This window comes from Salinigranum sp., from assembly GCF_041641895.1.
Taxonomy (GTDB): domain Archaea; phylum Halobacteriota; class Halobacteria; order Halobacteriales; family Haloferacaceae; genus Salinigranum.
The window spans coordinates 17,355-37,375 of sequence record NZ_JBEPXO010000009.1 but is presented as its reverse complement, the minus strand read 5'-3'; the positions used below and the strand labels follow the sequence as shown (position 1 = coordinate 37,375).

The following is a 20,021-nucleotide window of genomic DNA, read 5'->3' as shown; positions in this document are numbered from 1 at the left end:
TCCGGGATACGCCTCTCCGTCTCGCGTGAAGAAGGCGCCAAACGGCCGAAGTCGACACTTTCGGCCCGGGATCGATCTATCCTGTCCGGTAGTAACTCCGACCAAGTCTTTCACAAACGTAGGGATATATAGTTATATTAGTAGAGTATTTACTTATCTCTCCGCGACACTGGGACGATGACACGGAAGGGTGATCTCCTCTCTCGACGCGAGTTCGTAATCGGCGCCGGTGCGGCTGGTACGGTCGGTCTCGCAGGATGTACCCGACAGAACACCGACAGCGGCTCCGGTGGCGGCGACTCTTCGGGCGGCTCGGGTGAGTCAGGCGGCTCCACTGGGTCGTCCGACGGCCAGCTCTCCGGCCCTGTCGACATCGCGGGCTCGTCGACCGTGTTCCCGCTGGCGACGGCGTTCAGCGAACTGTTCAAGGAGGACCACCCGGACGTCGAGTTCAGCCTCCAGTCGACTGGCTCCGGCGGTGGGTTCCAGAACTTCTTCTGCGTGGGCGAGACGGACTTCAACAACGCCTCCCGGCCGATTTCGCCGGAGGAGGAGAACCTCTGCTCGGAGAACGGTGTCGAGCCCGTCGAACTCCAGGTGGCGACCGACGCGCTGACCGTCGTCGTCAACGACGAGAACGACTGGGCGGAGTCGCTCACGGTCGACCAGCTCCGCCAGGTCTGGTCCGCCGAGAGCCCGCCGACGACCTGGTCGGACATCAACTCCGACTGGCCGGACGAGGAACTCGAGCTGTTCGGACCGACCGACGCCTCGGGGACCTACGACTACTTCATCGAGGCGGTCATCGGCGAGGAGGGGCCGGGCCACCGCCAGGACTACTCGCCGACCGAGCAGGACCGCACCATCATCCGCGGCGTCGAGGGGTCGAAGTACGCCATGGGCTACCTCGGGTTCGCCTACTACAGTCAGAACTCGGACGCCGTCACGGCCGTCGCCATCGACAACGGCGACGGCCCCGTTGAGCCCTCGCTGGAGACGGCGAAGTCCGGCGAGTACGCGCCGCTCTCGCGCCCGCTCTTCACTTACCCCGCGAAGTCCTCGCTCGCCGAACCACAGGTCGCTGCGTTCGCACGCTTCTGGATGGAGAACACGACCAACCAGGAGGTCGTCGCCGACGAGGTCGGCTACGTCCCCCTCGACGACCAGCAGCAACAGGCACAGCTCGACACGCTCGAGACGGCGATCGAGGAAGCCGAGTCGAACTGAGCGAGAACAGAGACCGAGCACCAACCGAGGCTTCCACCGTGACCACGAGAGAGATATATAGATGAGCACCGACGACATCACGAACGACCTCACGCGAAACACGGAGAACGCGCCGCAGGAGCTCCTGACGCGCACGTTCTTCTTCCTGTGTGCGGCGCTGTCCATCGTCACGACGGTCAGCATCATCCTGCTCCTCGTGACGGAGGCGGCGAAGTTCTTCACCATCACTGCGCCGCTCATGGGTATCGAGGGCCCGACCGCGTCGGTCGTCGACTTCCTCACCGGGACGACCTGGCAGATAAACAACCGGGAGTTCGGCGTCCTCGCACTCGTCTCGGCGACGCTGATGATCACCATCGGGTCGGCCGTCGTCGCGTTGCCGCTCGGCGTCGCCACCGCCATCTACCTCAGCGAGTACGCCGACCCCCGCCACCGCGCCTTCCTGAAGCCGGCGCTCGAGGTGCTGGCCGGCATCCCGACCGTCGTCTACGGCTTCTTCGCACTCATCTACATCACCCCGGCTATCCAGACGATCCTTCCCGAGACGGGAACGTTCAACCTCATCTCGGCCAGTCTCGTCGTCGGCATCATGATTATCCCGATGGTCGCCTCCATCAGCGAGGACGCGATGTCGGCCGTCCCGGACGAACTCCGACAGGCGGGCTACGGGATGGGCGCGACGAAGTTCGACGTCTCTACGGGCATCGTCGTGCCGGCCGCGCTCTCGGGCATCTTCTCCTCGTTCATCCTCGCGCTCTCGCGAGCCATCGGCGAGACGATGGCCGTCACGGTCGCCGCCGGGTCGCGCGCGCAGTTCCTCAACCCGCTGAACCCCGCCGCCTACCAAGAGGGGGCGCTCCCGATGACCGCCGCGATGGTCCAGTTGCTCCTCGGCGACATCACCGGCGGTGGCCTCGCGTACCGCAGTCTGTTCGCCATCGGTCTGACGCTGTTCGTCATCACGCTCGTCATGAACATCATCAGCGACTTCGTCGCACAGCGGTACCGGGAGGAGTACTGAGATGGCGACCGAGAGAGGCCAGGTCATCGAGAGCTTTGGAACGGTCGACAAGACCGTCGGGACGGTCTTCCGGTACCTGCTGCTCGCGGCGACGATGTTCGGCCTCGTCACGCTCGCCGTCCTCTTGGTGTTCGTCGCCAACGACGCCCTCCAGCCGCTGACGGCCGACCCCGGCTGGCACCTGACGTTCTTCGTGACGCTGATACTCCCGACGCTCGCCGTCGGTGGCTACCTCGCCGTGCGGAACGCGGACGCGCTTCGCTTCGGGGCGACGACGGTCGGGCTCCTCGTCGTCAGTCTCATGTTCAGCGGCGGGGTGGCGATGGTGTTCGTCGACATGCTCTCGCCGGTCACGTGGTTCGGATTCGTCATCGCACTCGTGATTCCGGTGGCACTCGTCGTCGGCATCGAACGCACTGCCGGCCGACTCCCCTTCACGCCGAAACTCGTCGTGACGACGCTCGTGTTCTACGTCCCGCTCTTCGGTCTGCCCGGCCCCGTCGGGAGCGTCGTGGGGCTGCCGACGCTCGTCCCGAGCGTCGTCGACCTCTTCTCGTCGCTCCCCGTCCTGCCCGTCGACTGGGTGCTCCTCTCGCTCTCGCTCGGCGGCATCGTCGCCACCGTCGTCGGCCTCTACGCGCGTGAAACCGGTGGGACCAGAGCAGGTGTCGCTGCCGGCGCCGTCGCGCTCGGAACGGTCGTGGTCGGTGCTGTCGGCGGTCCGTTCGCGGGCGTCGACCCCGTCCCTGCGACCGTACTCACGAGCGTCGCGTTCGTCCCGACCGCGGCCTACCTCGTCGGCGGGACCGTCACGCGGCCCGACGACCGGGCCGGCGTCCTCGTCCCCGTCGCCCTCGTCGGTGGCGCACTCGTCGGCGCGTTCGTCGTCAGGGTCGCGGGCTTCGCGGGGCCGAACTCGTGGGTCGACTGGCAGTTCCTCACGAGCGCACACAGCAGCACCGCCGTCGACGCGGGGCTGTACCCCGCCATCGGCGGCTCTATCCTGCTGATGGTCACCGTCGCCGTCCTGGCGTTCCCGCTCGGCGTCGGGGCCGCGGTCTACCTCGAAGAGTACGCACCGGACAACCGCTTCACGCGCTTCATCGACGTCAACATCTCGAACCTCGCGGGCGTTCCGAGCGTGGTGTACGGACTGCTGGGCCTGGGCGTGTTCGTCACCTACCTCGGCCAACCCACGGGGACAGTCGCCGTCGGCGGGGCGACGCTCGCGTTGCTCATCTTGCCCATCGTCATCATCTCCTCGCGTGAGGCGATTCGGAGTGTCCCGACCGAGATGCGGCAGGCCTCCTACGGGATGGGTGCGACGAAGTGGCAGACGGTCCGGCGCGTCGTGCTCCCGCGGGCGTTCCCCGGCATCCTGACGGGGACCATCCTCGCGCTCGGACGCGCCATCGGCGAGACGGCACCGCTCATCATGATCGGTGCGCCCAGCGTCATCTTCTCGCTGCCGGCCGAGTTCTCCGCGAAGGCGAGCGCGATGCCGCTGCAGGTGTTCGCGTGGGCGACGCTCTTCGCCAGCGAGGACTTCTACACCAAAGCCGTGCCCGCGGGCGTCGTCGTGCTCGTGAGCGTGCTGCTCGCGATGAACTCCATCGCGATCGTCCTCCGGAACAAGTACCAGACCGACCAGTAACCTATTCACCATCCATGACCGACAAAGAGACACAGACGATGGCCGAACCGACGCAGAGTGACACTGTGGACCCCTCCGACGACGACATGCTGGTCCAGACGGACGTCAGCGAGAGCGTCGAACAGGGCCGACGACCCCCCGCGGAGACCGTCATCCGCGCCGAGGACATCAGCGTCTACTACAACGACGTCCAGGCGCTCGACGGCATCTCGATGGCCATTCCGGAGAACCGCGTCACCGCGATGATCGGTCCCTCCGGCTGTGGGAAGTCGACGTTCCTCCGCTGTATCAACCGCATGAACGACCTCGTCGACGCCGCCCGCGTCGAGGGTAACCTCTACCTCCGGGGGAAGAACGTCTACGACAGCGACGTCGACCCCGTCGCCCTCCGTCGGCGGGTGGGGATGGTGTTCCAGAAGCCGAACCCCTTCCCCAAGAGCATCTACGACAACGTCGCGTACGGGCTGGAGATACAGAACAAAGAGGGCGACTACGACGCCATCGTCGAGGAGTCGCTCAAGCGCGCGGCGCTGTGGGACGAGGTGAAGGACAAACTCGACGAGTCCGGGCTGGACCTCTCCGGGGGGCAGCAACAGCGCCTCTGTATCGCGCGTGCCATCGCCCCCGACCCCGAAGTGTTGCTGATGGACGAGCCGGCGTCGGCGTTGGACCCCATCGCCACCTCGAAGATCGAGGACCTCATCGCTGACCTCGCCGAGGAGTACACGGTGGTCATCGTGACGCACAACATGCAGCAGGCTGCGCGCATCTCCGACCAGACGGCCGTCTTCCTCACCGGCGGCGAGCTGGTCGAGTTCGACGACACCCAGAAGATATTCGAGAACCCCGAGAGCCAGCGCGTCGAGGACTACATCACCGGCAAGTTCGGGTGACGGGAGCGGCGACGCCGCGTCCCGTCCTCGTCGTCCTCTCCGCGTTCGGGCACCGAACCTGTGGCGAACCAAACAGTAATCCCTCGGTCGGACGAACCGGTGGCCATGCCCCGCGACGCGTACCAGGAGGACCTCAGGACCCTCCGAGCGGACGTCGTGGCGTTCGGCGAGCGAGTCTCCGCGCAGTTCGACGACGCGCTGCACGCCATCGAAACGGACGACGCCGCGCTCGCGACGGACGTCATCGAGGGCGACGAGGCCATCAACGAGCGCTATCTCGAACTCGAAGGCGACTGTATCGACCTCATCGCGCTCCAGCAACCCGTCGCGAGTGACCTCCGGTTCGTCACCGCCTCGTTCAAGATCATCACCGAACTCGAACGCGTCGGTGACCTCGCGACCAACCTCTCGGCGTACGTCCACTCCGTCGACGGCTCCCACTACCCCGACGTGAGTCTGCTGGACGTCGGTCGCCTCGCCGGCGAGATGGTCGACGAGGCGCTCGACGCGTACGAGTCGAAGGACCCCGACCTCGCGGCGGCAGTCGTCGAACGCGACGACGAACTCGACGGCCTCTGCGAACGGGTCGCCGAGACGGTCATCCGTGACCTGGTCCAGACCACCGAGACGTTCGACGAGGACGAACTGACGAGTCTCCTCACGGAGGTGAACGTCCTCTTGCTCACGCTCCGGGACATCGAACGCGTCGGCGACCACGCGGTCAACATCGCCGCCCGCTCGTTCTACATGGCGACGAACCGGACGACGCTGCTGTACTGACCGGATTCCCCACCCGGCGAGCGTCTCGGTACTTCGCCGCTGAACGATATAAATAGAAATAAATAGCAATACGTACGCATGGGAAAGCCATTTGTGAGCGGGCCTACTCCAGACCAGTATGGCCAGACAAGCGTACCAGTCTCGTCTCCAGGAACTCCGCGAAGAGGTCCTCTACATGAGCGAACTCGTCGCCGAACAGCTCCGCACAGGCTTCGACGCCCTCGAAGCGAAGGACGACGAGTTGGCACAGTCCGTCATCGACGGGGACGAGGAGATCAACGAACTCTACCTCGAACTCGAACAGGAGTGCATCGACCTCATCGCGCTCCAGCAACCCGTCGCCGGTGACCTCCGCTTCATCGCGTCGTCGTTCAAGATCATCACCGACCTCGAACGCATCGGTGACCTCGCGACCAATCTCGGCGGCTACGCCCTCCAGGCCGAGTACGACGCCTACCCGGAAGTCGACATCCGACGCATCGGCGACGCGACGCTCGAGATGCTCGAGCAGGCGATGGCGGCGTACGCCGACGAGAGCATCGAGAACTGCTACGACATCGCCGAACGCGACGACGAGATCGACGCGATGTGTCAGTCGGCGAGTCAGACCGTCGTGCGCTCGCTGCTCGAGGCAGACGCGCTCGAACAGGACGTCGACGAGACGTTCCAAGACGTCTCGCGGCTCTTCCTCACCATCCGTGACCTCGAACGGGTCGGCGACCACGCCGTCAACATCGCCGCCCGGACGCTGTACATGGTCGAACAGAACGACGAACTGCTCTACTGAGCGACCCGGGTCTCCGTCCCGCCGCTCCACCCCGCTCACTCGCGCCGCCGTGACGGAAGCTATAACGACCCGCCGTGGGAACTCACAGGTACATGAGTCAGGAAGACGGTGAGCGGCCGCCAGACTCTCTCGAGGGTCGCTCGCTCGACGAGGCCGTCGACGTCGTCACCGCTCGCGAGGAGGACACCGACCCCGCCGAAGTCCGGCGAGCCCTCTCGTACGTCACCGACGACGACGGCGTCGTGACGTCCGCCGCGGTGGACGACGCGTTCGGCGAACTGTCGAAGGTCGTCTCGACGCCGGAGACGCGGACCGAACTCGCCCGCATCGCGTTCGCCGACGCGACGGAGACGGCCGAACCGGTCGACGACGTCGACGTCGTCCGGGCTCGACTCGACCGGTTCGAGGAGCGGCTCGAACGGATCGAAGCGCACGTGCCCGACCTCGGTCGGGAGCTCCAGGACCTCGTCAACGACGACGAGGCGGACCTGTACGACGTCGCGGTGCGGATTCAGCGACTCACCGCCGCGGCGAACCGCGCACAGGGGGCCGCCGACGAACTCCAGGTCGACCTCGAGGAGTTCGAACGCTGGGTCGGCAGCGCGGCGGTGCGACACGACGAGTTCGCCGCCGAACTCGACGCCCTCGACGGCTCCCTCGACGAACTCGCACGCGCCGTCGACGCCGTCGCCGCGAACGCGAGCGACGACGGTGATGGAGGCGGCGCCGAGAGCGACACGGACCCCGCCCTCGTGTGGGTCGACGCCTCGCTCCGGCATCGGGCCGTCGCGCTGTTGTTCTCGGACCTCCGGGCCGAACTCGACGCGCTCCGTGAGTGGCCCACGTGGGACGACGCCAGCCTCGACGGGGCCGAACGCGAGGACGGGGACCGAACGGCCGAACTCGACAGCCGGCTCGACGACCTCGAGGCGCGCTGGGGATCGCTCGGTGACCGCCTCGACGACGTCGCGCGCCCCGCGTGGCACGAACGGTACGACGAGGTCCTCGGGAACTTCGCGGACGCCGTCGACGACCTCGAACCGCCGCTCGACTGGCGCGAGGTGCAGGCGGCGCTCGACGAACACCGCAACCGAGTCGACGGCCTCGCGTAGCGGTCGGGCCGCCGCGCGCTCGTGGTCGGAACCAGGCGAGAACGAGAGTCAGAACGATTTGAGAACGACGTGAGAACGACGTAGAACCGAGCGTCGGGTCCAGAACCGTTGGGGCGAACCGAACGGCCTCACAGCCGTTCCGACCGCATCGCACTCTGGAGGGCGACGTCGCCGATGGCGCGTCCGTGGTCGAGCGTCCGACGGAGCGCGTCGAGACACCGCGCGACGGCGACGACGTCGGCCGTCGGACCGGACGGCAGGGTGCGCCGGTCGTCGACCAGCGCCTCCTCCAGCGCGTCGAGGTCGGTTCGCGTCTCCGTACAGGTGTCGAGCATCTCGTGGACCCGTTCCGTCTCCCGCCCTTCGAGGACCGCGTTCGCGGTGCCCTCGGCGACCCCTCTGACGGTGTTCGCGACGGTCTCCAGTTCGTCGGCGACTGCCCCGGGGACGGGAGCGGTCAGGTGCCGTCCCACGCGGGCGATGGTGACGCCGTTGCGCGCGACGCGTCTGAGTCGACTGGCCGTCTCGTAGTACTCGAACAGTTCCGAGCGACTCGCACCCACCCGGTCGACCTCCTCGAGCGAGACGAGCGCCCGACCGAAGTGCCGGACGACGATTCCACAGAGGCGTTCGACCTCCGTCTCGCGCTCGCGGAGCCGTTCGTACGCGTCGGCGTCGGCCTCGAGGAACGAACCGATCGCCTGTTCGTGAATCGAGAGCGCGATGTACTGGAGCTGAACGACGGACTGCCTGACGGAGACGTCCGAGGCGTCGAGCAGGTTTCGGACGACGAGCGTCCCGTCGCGTTCGTCGACGAGTTCGGCCCCGACGAACCGTCGGACCAGCGACCGGACCGCCCGACACGTCTCGTCGTCGAACGGCTCCGTGGCGACGAGCGTCACCCGCTCGAACCCGACGGCCTGTGCCGCTTCGAGCGCGCGTTCGACCTGCGTTCGGCTGCCGTCCACCTCGACTCGCATCGTCGACAGGCCGTCGCTGTCCTTCTCGCGGCTCCGGACGACGATGGAGCCGTCGCGGTGGCTGTAGAGGTTCACCGGCGTGCCGGCCTCGAGGCCGCGAGCGGTCGCCCACTCCTTCGGAATCGAGACGGTGTAGGTGCCGCCGCCGACCTCCTGGAGCTTTCGCGTCTCCATCGTCAACCTCCGATGGTGGTCCGGAGACGGCGACGGCCGTCCGCGTGCTCCCTGTTCCGCACTGCGCTCATCGTGGTCACCCGAACTTACCGCTGATGTAGTCCTCGACGCGCTGGCTCTCGGGGTTCTCGAATATCTTGTCCGTGTCGTCGTACTCGACGAGTTCCCCGCCGGTGAGGAAGACGGCCGTCTGGTCGGAGATGCGCGCAGCCTGCTGCATGTTGTGCGTCACGATGACCACCGTGTACTCCTCCGAGAGCTGGTGGATGAGGTCCTCGATCTTCGAGGTGGCGATGGGATCCAACGCCGACGCCGGCTCGTCCATCAGCAGGACCTCCGGGTCGGTCGCCAGCGCCCGGGCGATGCAGAGACGCTGCTGTTGCCCGCCGGAGAGGCCGAGGGCGTTGTCGTCGAGGCGGTCCTTCACCTCGTCCCACAGCGCCGCGTCGCGGAGGCAGCGCTCGACGAGTTCGGCCTCCTTCTCCTCGTCGCTCCGACCGAGGAGTTTCGCGACGAACCCCTTCTCGATGTCGCCGTGCTTCCGCGGCCCGTACGAGATGTTGTCGCGGATGGACTTCGGGAACGGGTTCGGCGACTGGAACACCATCCCGACCCGCTTGCGGAGTTCGACCAGGTTCACGCCGTCCTGGTAGATCTCCTCGCCCTCCAGCGTCACTGAGCCGTCGATTCGCGCCGACTTGATACGGTCGTTCATCCGGTTCAGACACCGGAGGTACGTCGACTTCCCACAGCCGGAGGGGCCGATGAGTGCGGTGACGCTCTTCTCGGGAATCTCCATCGAGACGCCCTTCAGCGCGTGGTCGTCGCCGTAGTAGACGTCGAGGTTCTCGGCGGTGAGCTTCGCCTCACCCTGGAAGTCGTACTCGACCCACTCGGTGCGGGTCTGCTCTTCGGTCTCGCCAGCCGTCGTCTGTAGCGGCTGTTCCTGTTCGGAGTCGGTGGTCGTCTGTGATTGTCTTGTTTCGCTCATTGTTATTCGTGTCTGAGTTTACTCCGGAAGTAGTACCGCGTCGCGATGCCGATGGCGTAGAACGACAGGACGACGACGAGGAGGACGAGCGCCGTCGCCCACCGGAACCCTTGAGGGTCGGCGACGTTGTCGCCCAGCCCCACGCCCGCCGTGATGAGCGCGAACAGCTGGTAGGGGAGCGCGGAGGTGGCCGTAAGCAACGCCTCGTTCGCGACGAACGGCGGCGTTGAGGTGAACTCGAAGCCGCCGATGACGTCGACCGTCTGACTGCCCGGCACGAACGTCCCGCCGGCCATCGTCAGCAAGATCGGGGCCGTCTCGCCGGCGATACGCCCCACGCCGAGGATGACGCCCGTAACGACGCCCGGGAGCGCCGCTGGGAGGACGACGCTCCGGATGGTCTCCCACTTCGAGACGCCGAGCGCGACGCTCGCGTCGCGGTACTCGTCGGGCACCGCGATCATCGCCTCCCGGGACGTGATCACGACGAGCGGCAGGAGCATGAACCCGAGCGTGAGCATCCCCGACAGGAGCGACTTCTGGTTCCCGAAGCGGGGGACGAGGAAGGCAAAGCCGAAGAGGCCGAAGACGATGCTCGGAGTGGACCAGAGACCGTTGGTGGCCACCTCGACCGCCTGGGTGAACCGGCCGCGCTCGGCGTACTCGGTGAGGAAGACGGCAGCTCCGAGGCCGAGCGGCACCGCGAACAACACCGCGCCGATGACGAGCCAGATCGTCCCGACGATGGCGGGCAGGACGCCCTGGAAGTCGTTCAAGAGCGCGACACCGTTCATCACGAACGGGACGTAGAGCGGCCAGGTGAACGTGAAGCCGAACAGCGTCGTCTCGGGACCGACACCCGCGCCGAACTGGACGCCGGTCATCAGGCCGGGGACACCCTGGACGACGACGAACGCCACTAGGATGAACAGGAACGCGACGATAGAGAGGGCGTTCAGGTAGATGAGCGTGTACGCGCCCATCCGTCGACCACGCGCTCCGAAGCCACCGTACGCCTTCGCCGCCGCCCAACCGGCGAACAGGGTGCTGAACAGGGTGGCGACGGGGATGACGAACTCGGCGGTGAGCGAGGCTGTCTGCTGCCAGCCGAGGTCCCAGATCCAGGTCGGCCCGACGACGTCCGCGATGAACACCAGTCCCGTCAGGAGTGACAGCGACCCGATGGGAACTGTCGACCCGATGTCCTCGCGGGTGAGCACCGCGACGGCGAACGCGGCGGCGCCGACCACGACTCCACCCACGATGCCGCCGACGGTCCCTAAGCCGAGCGTCTGCGAGGCCGCCCCGCCGGCGACCGTGAACCACGCGATTCCCGCGACGGTGGCGGCGATCAGCCCGGCGTCGGAACTGGGTTGCGTCTCGACGTAGCCAAGTCGCGAGCCGACACCGAACGCGATGACTGCACCGCCGAGCAGGACCAGGAGTCCGCCGATGAGGGTCACCATCGGGACGCCGGCGACTGGTTCGCTGATGGTGACCCGCTCGAACAGCGCCGCGAGCGAGATTACGAACAGGATCGCCGAGAGGGCGACTGCGCCGGCGGCGACGGCGTCGGTGCCGGTCGTCTCGCGCTCGACCAGCTTGCTGCGTGTCGCGCCCGCCATCAGACCTCACCCCCGAGCTTGCGCCGCATTCGCCACTCGATGTACTGCGCCCCGACCGAGATGAACAACACGGTGACGAAGAGGATGACACCGGCGACGAACAGCGCGTCCAGCTGGAGGCCGTCCGCCTCGCCGTAGTTGCGCGCGATGAGCGACGTGAGCGTCTCCTGCCCGTAGAAGACGTTCACCAGTGGCTCCGTGAGCCGAGGCACTCCCCGGAGCATCACCGTCGCGGCCATCGTCTCGCCGATGGCCCGACCCACTCCCAGCAGAACCGCTGCCGACACGCCGGAGAACGCTGCGGGGACCGTGATGGACGTCATCGTCTGCCAGTCGGTCGTGCCGACCGCGAGCGACCCGCTCTTCATCGACTCGGGAACCGACGAGAGCGCGTCCTCGGCGACGGAGACGACCGTCGGGAGCGCCATCAGACCCACGACGACGCCGACGAACAGGTACGTCCCCTGCCCAGTGAGGTCGAACTGGTTGGACGCCCATGGGCTGAGCACGGTGAAGCCGATGAACCCGTAGACGATGGAGGGGATGCCGGCGAGGATTTCGACGCCCGGCTTGACGAACTCGCGGACGATGTCCGGGGCGATTTCAGAGAGGAACAGCGCCGCAGAGACGCCGAGCGGCGCGGCGACTGCCGTCGCGATGACCGTCACCATCACTGTGCCGTGGATCATGGGGACCATCGAGTACCGTACCGGCGAGGAGACGGCGTCCCACCGTGTCTCGATGAACATCCGGAGTCCCGGGACGGTCACACCGAACACCGTGGCGGACTCGTACTGCACCACGGGGATGGACTCCAGGAAGATGAAGACGATGATGAGCCCCAGTATCAGGAGCGTCGAGATCGTGGTCGTCAGCGTCAGTATCAGCGCAGTCTCCTCCTGGTGGCGAAGCCAGCCGTACCCCGAGGCGAGGAGGAACACGGCGAACGGGGCGACCGTCAGCGGCGAGACGAGCAGGAAGCCGACGAACGCCGCCAGCAGCGACACCGCGATCACTACGATGGTGACGAGTGCTTCCGTCGAGGTGTCGTCGACGAAGTCGCGGAACCGCCCGGCCCGACGTCGGGCTCTCGCCTGCAAACCGGTCCGTTCTCCATCCGTATCTGTTGACATTCTGTTTATTGTATTCGTGATTGTGTATTGTGATAAAAAAGCGAACCGAGTCGGCTGGACGGTCCGGTCGAACTCCCCCGCCGTCTCAGGCCTTCAGCGGCTCGAGCTTGCTCTTGAACTCCTCGAGGTCGCTCGTCGGCAGCGGGATGTAGTTGTTCTGTTCGACGAAGACGGTCTGCCCGAACTCCGTTAGGAACATGTTGATGAACGCCGCCTCGCGCCGGTCGCGGCCGCCCCCGTTGGGGTTGTCCTCCTCGATGAGCGTGTACATGTGGAGGTCGCGGTTCAGCGGGTAGTCGCTGTCGAAGATGGTGTTCTCCGCGTCCGGGTCCGGCTCGTACACGGTGCCCTCGAAGTCGATAGCGATGGGGATGACCTGGTCGCTGGTGAACGCCAGCGCCATGTACGCGATGGCACCCTCGTTCTGGGAGACGAGCTGGGCGACCTGCTGGTTCTGCCCCTGACGGGTGTCGACTTCCATCGGCGCGTCGGCGTCGCCGAGCATGTTGAGGCGGAACGAGGTGTCCGTCCCGGAGCCCTCGGCGCGGCCGATGACGAATATCTCCTGATCGTAATCGACACCCTCGAGTTCGCTCCAGTTCGAGACCTCGCCCTGGAAGATCTGCCGGATCTGCTCACCGGTGAGCTGCTCGACGCCCGCCTCCTGGACGTCGGCGCTGACGACGACCGGCTGGCCGTCGCGGCCGACGACGTTGTCGACGACCGTGTTGTTGGCCTTCTCCTCGCTCCAGTCGAGTTCGGCCGTGATGGGGCCGGAGGAGTTACCGATGTCGACGAGGCCGTCGACGACGGCCTCACAGCCGGTCCCCGAGTGGCTCAGGCCGACCGTCGTCTGGAACGGTGCCTGCGAGCGCTGCTCGGTCGGCTCGAAGCCGAACTGGCTCGCGAAGTAGTCGGCGAGCAGCATGTCCGTCTGGATCTCGCTCCAGCCGGGGACGGAGCCCTCCGAGTTCGAGCCCCAGTACTCGCCGTCCGACGGCGGCGCGTTGGAGTTCCAGTAGGAACTCCCCTTGTTCGAGATGGGGTAGACCGTCGAGGACCCCTCGGCGGTCAGCAGGGAGGTGTCCGACGAGCCGGAGTCGGAGCTCGACTCCGTCGACCCCTCCATCGACTCGCCACCGCTCTCCGTCTCGGGGGCTTCCGTCGCGGCCTCCGTCGACTCGCTGCCACCGCTCTCGCCACCACTACCGCCGCCACCGCTACAGCCGGCGAGGCCAGCGGCGCCGACAGCACCGGTCGTCGCAATGAACTTACGCCGCGATACCAGGTCGCTCAGACGATCTCGCTCGTCCGTCATCACCTCAATCAAACCGATTTCTGATTAAAGCGGTTTATAATACCCGTCTGAAGGCCTCAGTTCGCGTTGGGAGTACAAAGTTCGAACAGAGAGATGCATATCTCTCTTTAGTGAAAATGTCTGTGCGTTCGATACGTACGGATGGATACTTTCGGTGTGAGTACGTTCCTCACGCGGTACTGACGCCCGCTTCCGGTAGCCCTCCACGGTGGTCCCCGCGGTGGGCCCGAGCGCGTGTCGCGTCAGCCGCGACGACGCCAGACCCCTATCGCGAACGTGAGCGTCACGGCGAGAAGCGCCGCGACAACGCCGAATCCGGGCTGGTGGACCCCGGTACGCCGGTCGGTCCCGTCGTTGGCCGTCTCGGCCGTCGACTCCGAGCGCGTCGGCTCGGACGCCGTCGACGCTGTAGCCGTGGACTGGTCGTTCTCGGCCGCTGTGGTCTCGTCTGCGGCCGTGTCGACCACGGCCTCGTCAGCGGTCTGTGACTCCCCGGACGTCTCGCCCGGGTCGCTCTTGCGGTCGACCGCGAACCGCGAGAACCCCGGCGTTCGCGCCTCGAGGACGACGACCGTTCTCCACTGTGCGTCGGAGGTGCCGGTCAGTACCGTGGTCTCCAGTTCGTCCCATCCTCCGTCGTGTCGGTGGTAGATACTGAGGTCCGACGGCCCGAGTCCGCGGGCGGCCAGGTTCGACCGTCCGACCGCGATTCTGACCGTCGATGCCGTCTCACGATGGGAGTCGGGTACGTCGAGCTCGATTACCGCGAGTGGTGGCCGACTGGGGTCGGGGCCCACGACCGACGACGGGTCGACGTTCGTGGTTCTGACGGCCGCCTGCGACTCGGTGTCGAAGTCGATTCCGACCTCCCGAATCGGGCCGTGGTTGGAGACCCAGCCGGTGGTCCCGGCTGCCCCGAGGTGGTCGTCGTCCCGCTCGCGGATGGCGGTGTGTTCGAGGCTGTCCGTGTCGCTGTTGCCCGCGGGGTCGGTGACGGTGAGCGTGACCGTGTACCTGCCCGCGGCCTCGTACGTCCACGACGGGGTGACGCCCGTGGTGTCCGTCACGCCGTCGCCGTCGAAGTCCCAGGAGTAGCTCACGACAGAGACGTTGTCCGTCGAGGCGCTCCCGTCGAAAGACGCCTCGGTTCCGACCGTCATGGACCGGTGGCCGTCGGCGTTCGCGACCGGGGGTTCGGACTCCGGCGTCAGGAACAACCCGGGTTCGGCCGCGTCGTCGATGCCGTCGCCGTCCGCGTCGGTGTCGCGGTAGTTGGCCGTCCCGTCCGTGTCTGCATCGCCCGCCCCTTCGACGCTGTCGTCGATGCCGTCGTCGTCGCTGTCGGTGTCGAGAGCGTCGATGGTGCCGTCGTCGTCGGTGTCGACGACCGACCCGCCGTCCGTCTCGGTCCGGTCGTCGATGCGGTCCGTGTCGGAGTCGGTCGCCGTCCGCGACGTCGACAGTCTGTGTTCGGTCGCGTCGAAGAGGCCGTCGTCGTCGCTGTCGGTGTCGCGGTAGTCGGCCGTTCCGTCGCCGTCGGTGTCGGTCGTCCCTTCGACCTTGTCGTCGATGCCGTCGTCGTCCGCGTCAGTGTCGACCGCGTCGACGAGACCGTCACCGTCGGTGTCGACAACCGACCCACCGTTCGTCTCGACGACGTCGCTGATGCCGTCGGCGTCGGAGTCGGCGAGGGTCGTCGACGACCCCGCGGTCGCCTCCGTACCGTCGGTGAGGGTGTCGTCGTCCGAGTCCGTGTCGTAGACGTCGGCCGCGCCGTCGCCGTCGGAGTCCGTCGTCAGTTCGGCGTTGTCGAGGACGCCGTCGTCGTCGTCGTCGTCGTCGGTCGGCACCCCGGTCGCCGAATCGTCGTCGGCCTTCCCGTCGCCGTCGAAGTCGTTGTAGACGGTAATCGACGCGAAGTCGCTGTCCGTGTCGGTACCCGTCCCGTCGTCGACCGTCAGGTCCGGAGCGAACGTCTCGCTGCCGCCGCTCGTCGACACCGCGTCGGCGTAGTCGTACGTGGTCGTCGCCCCGGTCTTCGTCGTGCCGTCTCCGAAGTCCCACGTGTAGGTGAGCGTATCCCCGTCCGGGTCCCACGAGTCCGTCCCGTCGAACGACAGGACCGTGGCCCCCTCGACGATGCTGGTGTCGCCGCCGTACGACGTGCCGCCTTTCGTCGCGTCGGCCGTCCGACCGTCGTCGCTGTCCAGCACCGTGAGGCCGGCCGACGCCGAGGCGGTCGTCCCCTGCTTGTCTTTGACCACGAACGCGTACGCGCGTTTGTTCGGCGGGTCGTCGCGGGTGCTCTCGAGCGTGACCGATTCCGCGAGCGTCTCGACCTGCGCGGCACTGACCGTCGTGGCCCGGATGTTGTCGATGTACATCGACGCCCCGACGGCACAGCCGTACGACGCGTCCCAGGAGCCGACCCGGAACCGGAACTGGTAGCTTCCGTCTGCGGGAATCGGTACGCTCACGGTCTGCCACCCGGTGTCACCGGTCTGGTTCTTGTCGAAGAGCAGCGTCTCGCTGCCGTCGGACGTGTCGACGAGGAACGCCTTCCCCAGGAAGTAATCCCCGCCGTTGGTGCCACGCCAGTCGAACAGGATAGTGTCCCCGGCGTCTGCATCGAAGTCGCCGGAGGTCAGCTGTGGCCCCCACACGTTGTCACCACACTGATCGTTCGTGTTCCCGCTGATACTCAGGTACGCGCTGTACGACCCGGAACTCGCCGTGCTGGTCGTCGCCTCCGCGGTCCGCGTGACGCTGTCGTCCGAGTAGCGACCGCTGTTGTCGTACCAGCTCGAGTCGAAGTCCGCCCGCGTCCAGCCGTTGAGGTCGCCACTCTCGAAGCCCCCGTTCGTTGGCGTCGTGACCGTCGACGTGATGAAGTTGATTCGGAGCGACTCGCCGTTCGTTCCGTCGCTGGTGCCGTCGATGGTCCCGACCTTCGTGCCGGAGACGAACACGTCGGCCCCGCTGACCGACACACTCCCGGACGTATCGAGCCCGATCGTCTCCGTGCCGTCGGTCCTGATACCGGTCACGGACGCGTCGAAGTAGCCGCCACCGAAGCCGACCGTGTTGCTCACGGCGACCGAACTGTCGAGGACGCCCGGCGTCCCCTCGGCAACAGTCGCGTCGTCGAGACCTGTGATAGACGGCCCGGCCGCCGCGACGACCGGCGCGGTCACCGCGAGGAAGGCGAGTGCGACGCTCACCAGTTGCAGAGCGAGTCGGGTGGTGTCTGGGCCGACTCCTCGACCTCGACGCTTCATCCCTGCCTCCATCGGCGCCGACTCCGGCCTGCTCGCGTGAGCCGTTCGATCAGTGGTCTCTCGGCGGACTCTGTCGGCGTCTGCGCCGTGCGCCCATCGTCGAGTGAACGTGGTCGAGGACCGTGATACGCCGCCTTCGAGAATATCATATTAAATCCGATACTTTACTCGTAGATTTATATATCACCGCCAAATTATCTGCTCCGGTATTTTAGTATACCGGGTGTGTATCGGGTACTGAAGGCGAATTGAAGGTTCGTCACAGGTACGAAAACGGCAATGATAATTATCTGTTAATTAACGTCTTCCGAGGCGCGTCAGTGTGGGGACGTCGCTGCCTGTGTCGAACGCGCATCTACTCTCGACGTTCACCACGTGGCGGTCGTCCAGTCGGTTCAGTGGTGGTCTCGACGCTCGCGTCGGCGGGTCTGCCGAGTCGAAGCGGTTGCAGCCGACTCGTCAGTCGGAACGTTCCACCGGAGTTTCGAGTGGGGTGCCGCTCTCGGTTCGCTCGGTTGGGTGGGGGGAGAACGAAGTCGGCGGGGCCGACTGGTCGAGCGGAGACGACCTACTGGAAGCCGATGCGGCCGTCCCGGCGTTCGGTGAACGACTCGCGGCCGCCACCCTTGAACTGGTCTTCCATCCGTTCGTAGTAGTCCATCAGGTCGTCGGTGATGGTCGGGCGCACGGCTTCGAGCGCCTTCCGGAAGTGACGCATCTCGATTTCGTCGGCGTCGGTGTCTTCGCGGAGCGCCTCGATGGCCGCCTCGCGCGCGATGGACTCCAGGTCGGAGCCGACGTAGCCCTCGGTAATCTCCGAAATCTCCCGGAGGCTGACGTCGGGCGCGAGCGGGCTCGACTGGGTGTGAATCTTGAGGATCTCCTCGCGACCCTCCTCGCTCGGCTCGCCCACGAGGACGAGTCGGTCGAACCGGCCCGAACGGATGAGCGCCGGGTCGATCATGTCCGGGCGGTTCGTCGCACCGATGACCATCACGTCGCCCATGTCCTCGAGCCCGTCGAGTTCGGTGAGGAGCTGGTTCACGACACGCTCGGAGACGTTGTTGCCCATCTCCTGTCCACGGGAGGGGGCGAGCGAGTCGAGTTCGTCGAAGAAGATGACCGTCGGTGCGACCTGCCGCGCCTTGCGGAAGGTCTGTCTGATGGCCTTCTCCGACTCGCCGACCCACTTCGAGAGCAGTTGCGGGCCCCTGACCGAGATGAAGTTGGCGTTCGTCTCGTTCGCCACCGCCTTCGCGATGAGCGTCTTCCCGGTCCCGGGTGGGCCGTAGAGCAGGACCCCCTTCGGCGGTTCGATGCCCATCCGCTCGAACCGGTCCCGGTTCGTCAGCGGCCACTCGATGCTCTCTTCGACCTGCTGTTTCGCCGCTTCGAGCCCGCCGACGTCGTCCCACGATATCTTCGGGAGTTCGACGAGCACCTCGCGCATCGCGGAGGGCTCCACCTCGCCGAGCGCGCCGTTGAAGTCCGCGCGCTTGACGATCATCCGGTCGATGAGCGAGGGTGGGATGTCCTCCTCGTCGAGGTCGATCTCCGGGAGGTACCGCCGGAGGGCTTTCATCGCCGCCTCCTTCGTGAGCGATTCGATGTCGGCGCCGACGAAGCCGTGGGTCTCGTCGGCGAGAGTGTCGAGGCTCACGTCGTCCGAGAGCGGCATCCCCCGGGTGTGAATCTGGAGAATCTCCTTGCGCCCCTCCTCGTCGGGGACGCCGATCTCGATTTCGCGGTCGAACCGACCCGGTCGCCGGAGCGCGGGGTCGACGGAGTCGACGCGGTTGGTCGCGGCGATGACGATGACCTGGCCGCGCGTCTCGAGGCCGTCCATCATCGTCAGCAACTGGGCGACGACCCGGCGTTCGACCTCGCCCGTGACGTCCTCGCGCTTCGGGGCGATGGAGTCGAGTTCGTCGATGAAGATGATGGAGGGCGCCTCCTCGTTGGCGTCCTCGAATATCTCCCGTAGCTGTTGTTCGGACTCCCCGTAGTACTTCGAGATAATCTCGGGGCCGGCGATGGAGAAGAAACTCGCAGACGTCTCGTTCGCCACGGCCTTCGCCAGCAAGGTCTTCCCCGTCCCGGGCGGGCCGTGCAGGAGGACACCCTGCGGCGGCTCGATCCCCAGTTTCTTGAATATCTGGGGGTGTTTCATCGGGAGTTCGACCATCTCCCGCACGCGCTGGATCTCGCCCTGGAGGCCGCCGATGTCCTCGTAGGTGATGCCGCCGCCGGTCTTCTCGAAGCCCGAGATGGGCTCTTCGCGGAGTTCGACGTCAGTGTCCTCGGTGACGAGACAGACGCCGTCCGGGTCGGTCTCGACGGCGATGAGCGGGATGGCCTGCCCCGGTGACCGCATGAACGGGTGGTTCGTCGAACTCATCACCGGGACGATGTCGCGCTCGACGACCGGCCGTTTCAGTATCTGTCGCTTCACCATGCCCGCGGCGTCGGAGCCGAACTGGACCGACGCCTCTTCGGGCGGGGCGAGGACGAGTTTGTTCGCCTTCTTCGCGTCCGCCTTCCGGATGGTCACGCGTTCGCCGATGCCGACGTCGGCGTTCTGGCGCGTGAAGCCGTCGATGCGGACGGTGTCGGTGTTCCAGTCCTGTCGGTCCGCGCGCCACACCTTCGCCGCCGTCGTCTCACCACCCTCTATCTCGATGATGTCACCAGGGGAGAGCTTGAGATGTAGCAACGTGTCCGGGTCCAGACGGGCGATTCCGCGTCCCGAGTCGTTCGGGTACGCTTTCGCCACTTCGAGTTGCACTTCGTTCATGATTGTTCCGCGAGGATTCCTCCGTAGATGTCGGTTTTTCGGCGACGCCGCTTCATAAGTGCTTTGTTAGGGGGGGTACCAGCCGTCTTCGTGCCCGTTCGCGTGCGTGTCACCGTATATCACGGTATGCGTGGACGGTATTAATCCCTACCGACACGGGCACGCACGACACACCCGCGTCGACGCGCACTGCACATCCGCGCCGACGTCAGCCACGCGTGTGCCCGCGGTCCGACGACCGACAGTATTTGTCC

The 20,021-nt window shown here is 66.3% G+C and carries 14 protein-coding genes; 7 read left to right on the top strand and 7 right to left on the bottom strand.

Annotated features, from left to right (window positions below):
• Positions 1-177 precede the first annotated feature (177 nt).
• From ACESK5_RS03250 to ACESK5_RS03220, 7 genes are all read left to right on the top strand, one after another.
• Positions 178-1,227 (top strand): PstS family phosphate ABC transporter substrate-binding protein, encoded by a 1,050-nt coding sequence (locus ACESK5_RS03250; RefSeq protein ID WP_372910113.1) that lies wholly within the window; start codon positions 178-180, stop codon positions 1,225-1,227.
• A gap of 61 nt (positions 1,228-1,288) precedes the next feature.
• Entirely contained in the window at positions 1,289-2,248 is a 960-nt protein-coding gene (gene pstC, locus ACESK5_RS03245) for a phosphate ABC transporter permease subunit PstC (RefSeq protein ID WP_372910112.1), read from the top strand.
• Position 2,249: 1 nt separating this feature from the next.
• Positions 2,250-3,902 carry a phosphate ABC transporter permease PstA gene (gene pstA, locus ACESK5_RS03240; protein ID WP_372910111.1) on the top strand — a complete coding sequence of 551 codons (1,653 nt, stop codon included), beginning with the start codon at positions 2,250-2,252 and terminating at the stop codon, positions 3,900-3,902.
• Between the two features lie 14 nt (positions 3,903-3,916).
• Complete coding sequence (gene pstB, locus ACESK5_RS03235) at positions 3,917-4,795, top strand: phosphate ABC transporter ATP-binding protein PstB (protein ID WP_372910110.1); 879 nt, start codon at positions 3,917-3,919, stop codon at positions 4,793-4,795.
• Positions 4,796-4,900: 105 nt separating this feature from the next.
• Positions 4,901-5,575, top strand: coding sequence for a phosphate signaling complex protein PhoU (phoU, locus tag ACESK5_RS03230; RefSeq protein WP_372910109.1), 675 nt, complete (start codon positions 4,901-4,903; stop codon positions 5,573-5,575).
• Positions 5,576-5,693: 118 nt separating this feature from the next.
• Positions 5,694-6,362: a phosphate signaling complex protein PhoU gene (gene phoU / locus ACESK5_RS03225; protein ID WP_372910108.1), complete on the top strand. Its 669-nt coding sequence runs from the start codon at positions 5,694-5,696 to the stop codon at positions 6,360-6,362.
• Between the two features lie 92 nt (positions 6,363-6,454).
• Positions 6,455-7,474, top strand: a complete 1,020-nt coding sequence (locus ACESK5_RS03220; protein ID WP_372910107.1) for a halo transducer protein — start codon at positions 6,455-6,457, stop codon at positions 7,472-7,474.
• A 128-nt stretch (positions 7,475-7,602) separates the two neighbouring features.
• On the opposite strand, the gene ACESK5_RS03215 is transcribed toward ACESK5_RS03220, so the two are convergent.
• The 7 genes from ACESK5_RS03215 to ACESK5_RS03185 form a co-directional block, all read right to left on the bottom strand.
• Entirely contained in the window at positions 7,603-8,628 is a 1,026-nt protein-coding gene (locus ACESK5_RS03215) for an AbrB/MazE/SpoVT family DNA-binding domain-containing protein (protein ID WP_372910106.1), read from the bottom strand.
• A gap of 76 nt (positions 8,629-8,704) precedes the next feature.
• A complete protein-coding gene (pstB, locus tag ACESK5_RS03210) occupies positions 8,705-9,619 on the bottom strand; it encodes a phosphate ABC transporter ATP-binding protein PstB (RefSeq protein WP_372910105.1) in 915 nt (304 codons plus the stop codon).
• A gap of 2 nt (positions 9,620-9,621) precedes the next feature.
• Complete coding sequence (gene pstA / locus ACESK5_RS03205) at positions 9,622-11,244, bottom strand: phosphate ABC transporter permease PstA (protein ID WP_372910104.1); 1,623 nt, start codon at positions 11,242-11,244, stop codon at positions 9,622-9,624.
• Positions 11,244-12,377 (bottom strand): phosphate ABC transporter permease subunit PstC, encoded by a 1,134-nt coding sequence (gene pstC / locus ACESK5_RS03200; protein ID WP_372910103.1) that lies wholly within the window; start codon positions 12,375-12,377, stop codon positions 11,244-11,246. Before pstC (ACESK5_RS03200) ends, pstA (ACESK5_RS03205) begins: the two co-directional genes overlap by 1 nt.
• Positions 12,378-12,462: 85 nt before the next feature.
• Positions 12,463-13,695 (bottom strand): PstS family phosphate ABC transporter substrate-binding protein, encoded by a 1,233-nt coding sequence (locus tag ACESK5_RS03195; RefSeq protein ID WP_372910102.1) that lies wholly within the window; start codon positions 13,693-13,695, stop codon positions 12,463-12,465.
• Positions 13,696-13,937: 242 nt separating this feature from the next.
• Positions 13,938-16,973, bottom strand: coding sequence for a PKD domain-containing protein (locus ACESK5_RS03190; RefSeq protein WP_372910101.1), 3,036 nt, complete (start codon positions 16,971-16,973; stop codon positions 13,938-13,940).
• Between the two features lie 568 nt (positions 16,974-17,541).
• Complete coding sequence (locus tag ACESK5_RS03185) at positions 17,542-19,767, bottom strand: CDC48 family AAA ATPase (protein WP_372910100.1); 2,226 nt, start codon at positions 19,765-19,767, stop codon at positions 17,542-17,544.
• Positions 19,768-20,021: the final 254 nt, after the last annotated feature.

Bases quoted from the DNA above. Each gene is read 5' to 3' on its own strand.
- ACESK5_RS03250 (WP_372910113.1), top strand. From the start codon at position 178: ATGACACGGAAGGGTGATCTCCTCTCTCGACGCGAGTTCGTAATCGGC.
- pstC (WP_372910112.1), top strand. From the start codon at position 1,289: ATGAGCACCGACGACATCACGAACGACCTCACGCGAAACACGGAGAAC.
- pstA (WP_372910111.1), top strand. From the start codon at position 2,250: ATGGCGACCGAGAGAGGCCAGGTCATCGAGAGCTTTGGAACGGTCGAC.
- pstB (WP_372910110.1), top strand. From the start codon at position 3,917: ATGACCGACAAAGAGACACAGACGATGGCCGAACCGACGCAGAGTGAC.
- phoU (WP_372910109.1), top strand. From the start codon at position 4,901: ATGCCCCGCGACGCGTACCAGGAGGACCTCAGGACCCTCCGAGCGGAC.
- phoU (WP_372910108.1), top strand. From the start codon at position 5,694: ATGGCCAGACAAGCGTACCAGTCTCGTCTCCAGGAACTCCGCGAAGAG.
- ACESK5_RS03220 (WP_372910107.1), top strand. From the start codon at position 6,455: ATGAGTCAGGAAGACGGTGAGCGGCCGCCAGACTCTCTCGAGGGTCGC.
- ACESK5_RS03215 (WP_372910106.1), bottom strand. From the start codon at position 8,628: ATGGAGACGCGAAAGCTCCAGGAGGTCGGCGGCGGCACCTACACCGTC.
- pstB (WP_372910105.1), bottom strand. From the start codon at position 9,619: ATGAGCGAAACAAGACAATCACAGACGACCACCGACTCCGAACAGGAA.
- pstA (WP_372910104.1), bottom strand. From the start codon at position 11,244: ATGGCGGGCGCGACACGCAGCAAGCTGGTCGAGCGCGAGACGACCGGC.
- pstC (WP_372910103.1), bottom strand. From the start codon at position 12,377: ATGTCAACAGATACGGATGGAGAACGGACCGGTTTGCAGGCGAGAGCC.
- ACESK5_RS03195 (WP_372910102.1), bottom strand. From the start codon at position 13,695: ATGACGGACGAGCGAGATCGTCTGAGCGACCTGGTATCGCGGCGTAAG.
- ACESK5_RS03190 (WP_372910101.1), bottom strand. From the start codon at position 16,973: ATGAAGCGTCGAGGTCGAGGAGTCGGCCCAGACACCACCCGACTCGCT.
- ACESK5_RS03185 (WP_372910100.1), bottom strand. From the start codon at position 19,767: ATGAACGAAGTGCAACTCGAAGTGGCGAAAGCGTACCCGAACGACTCG.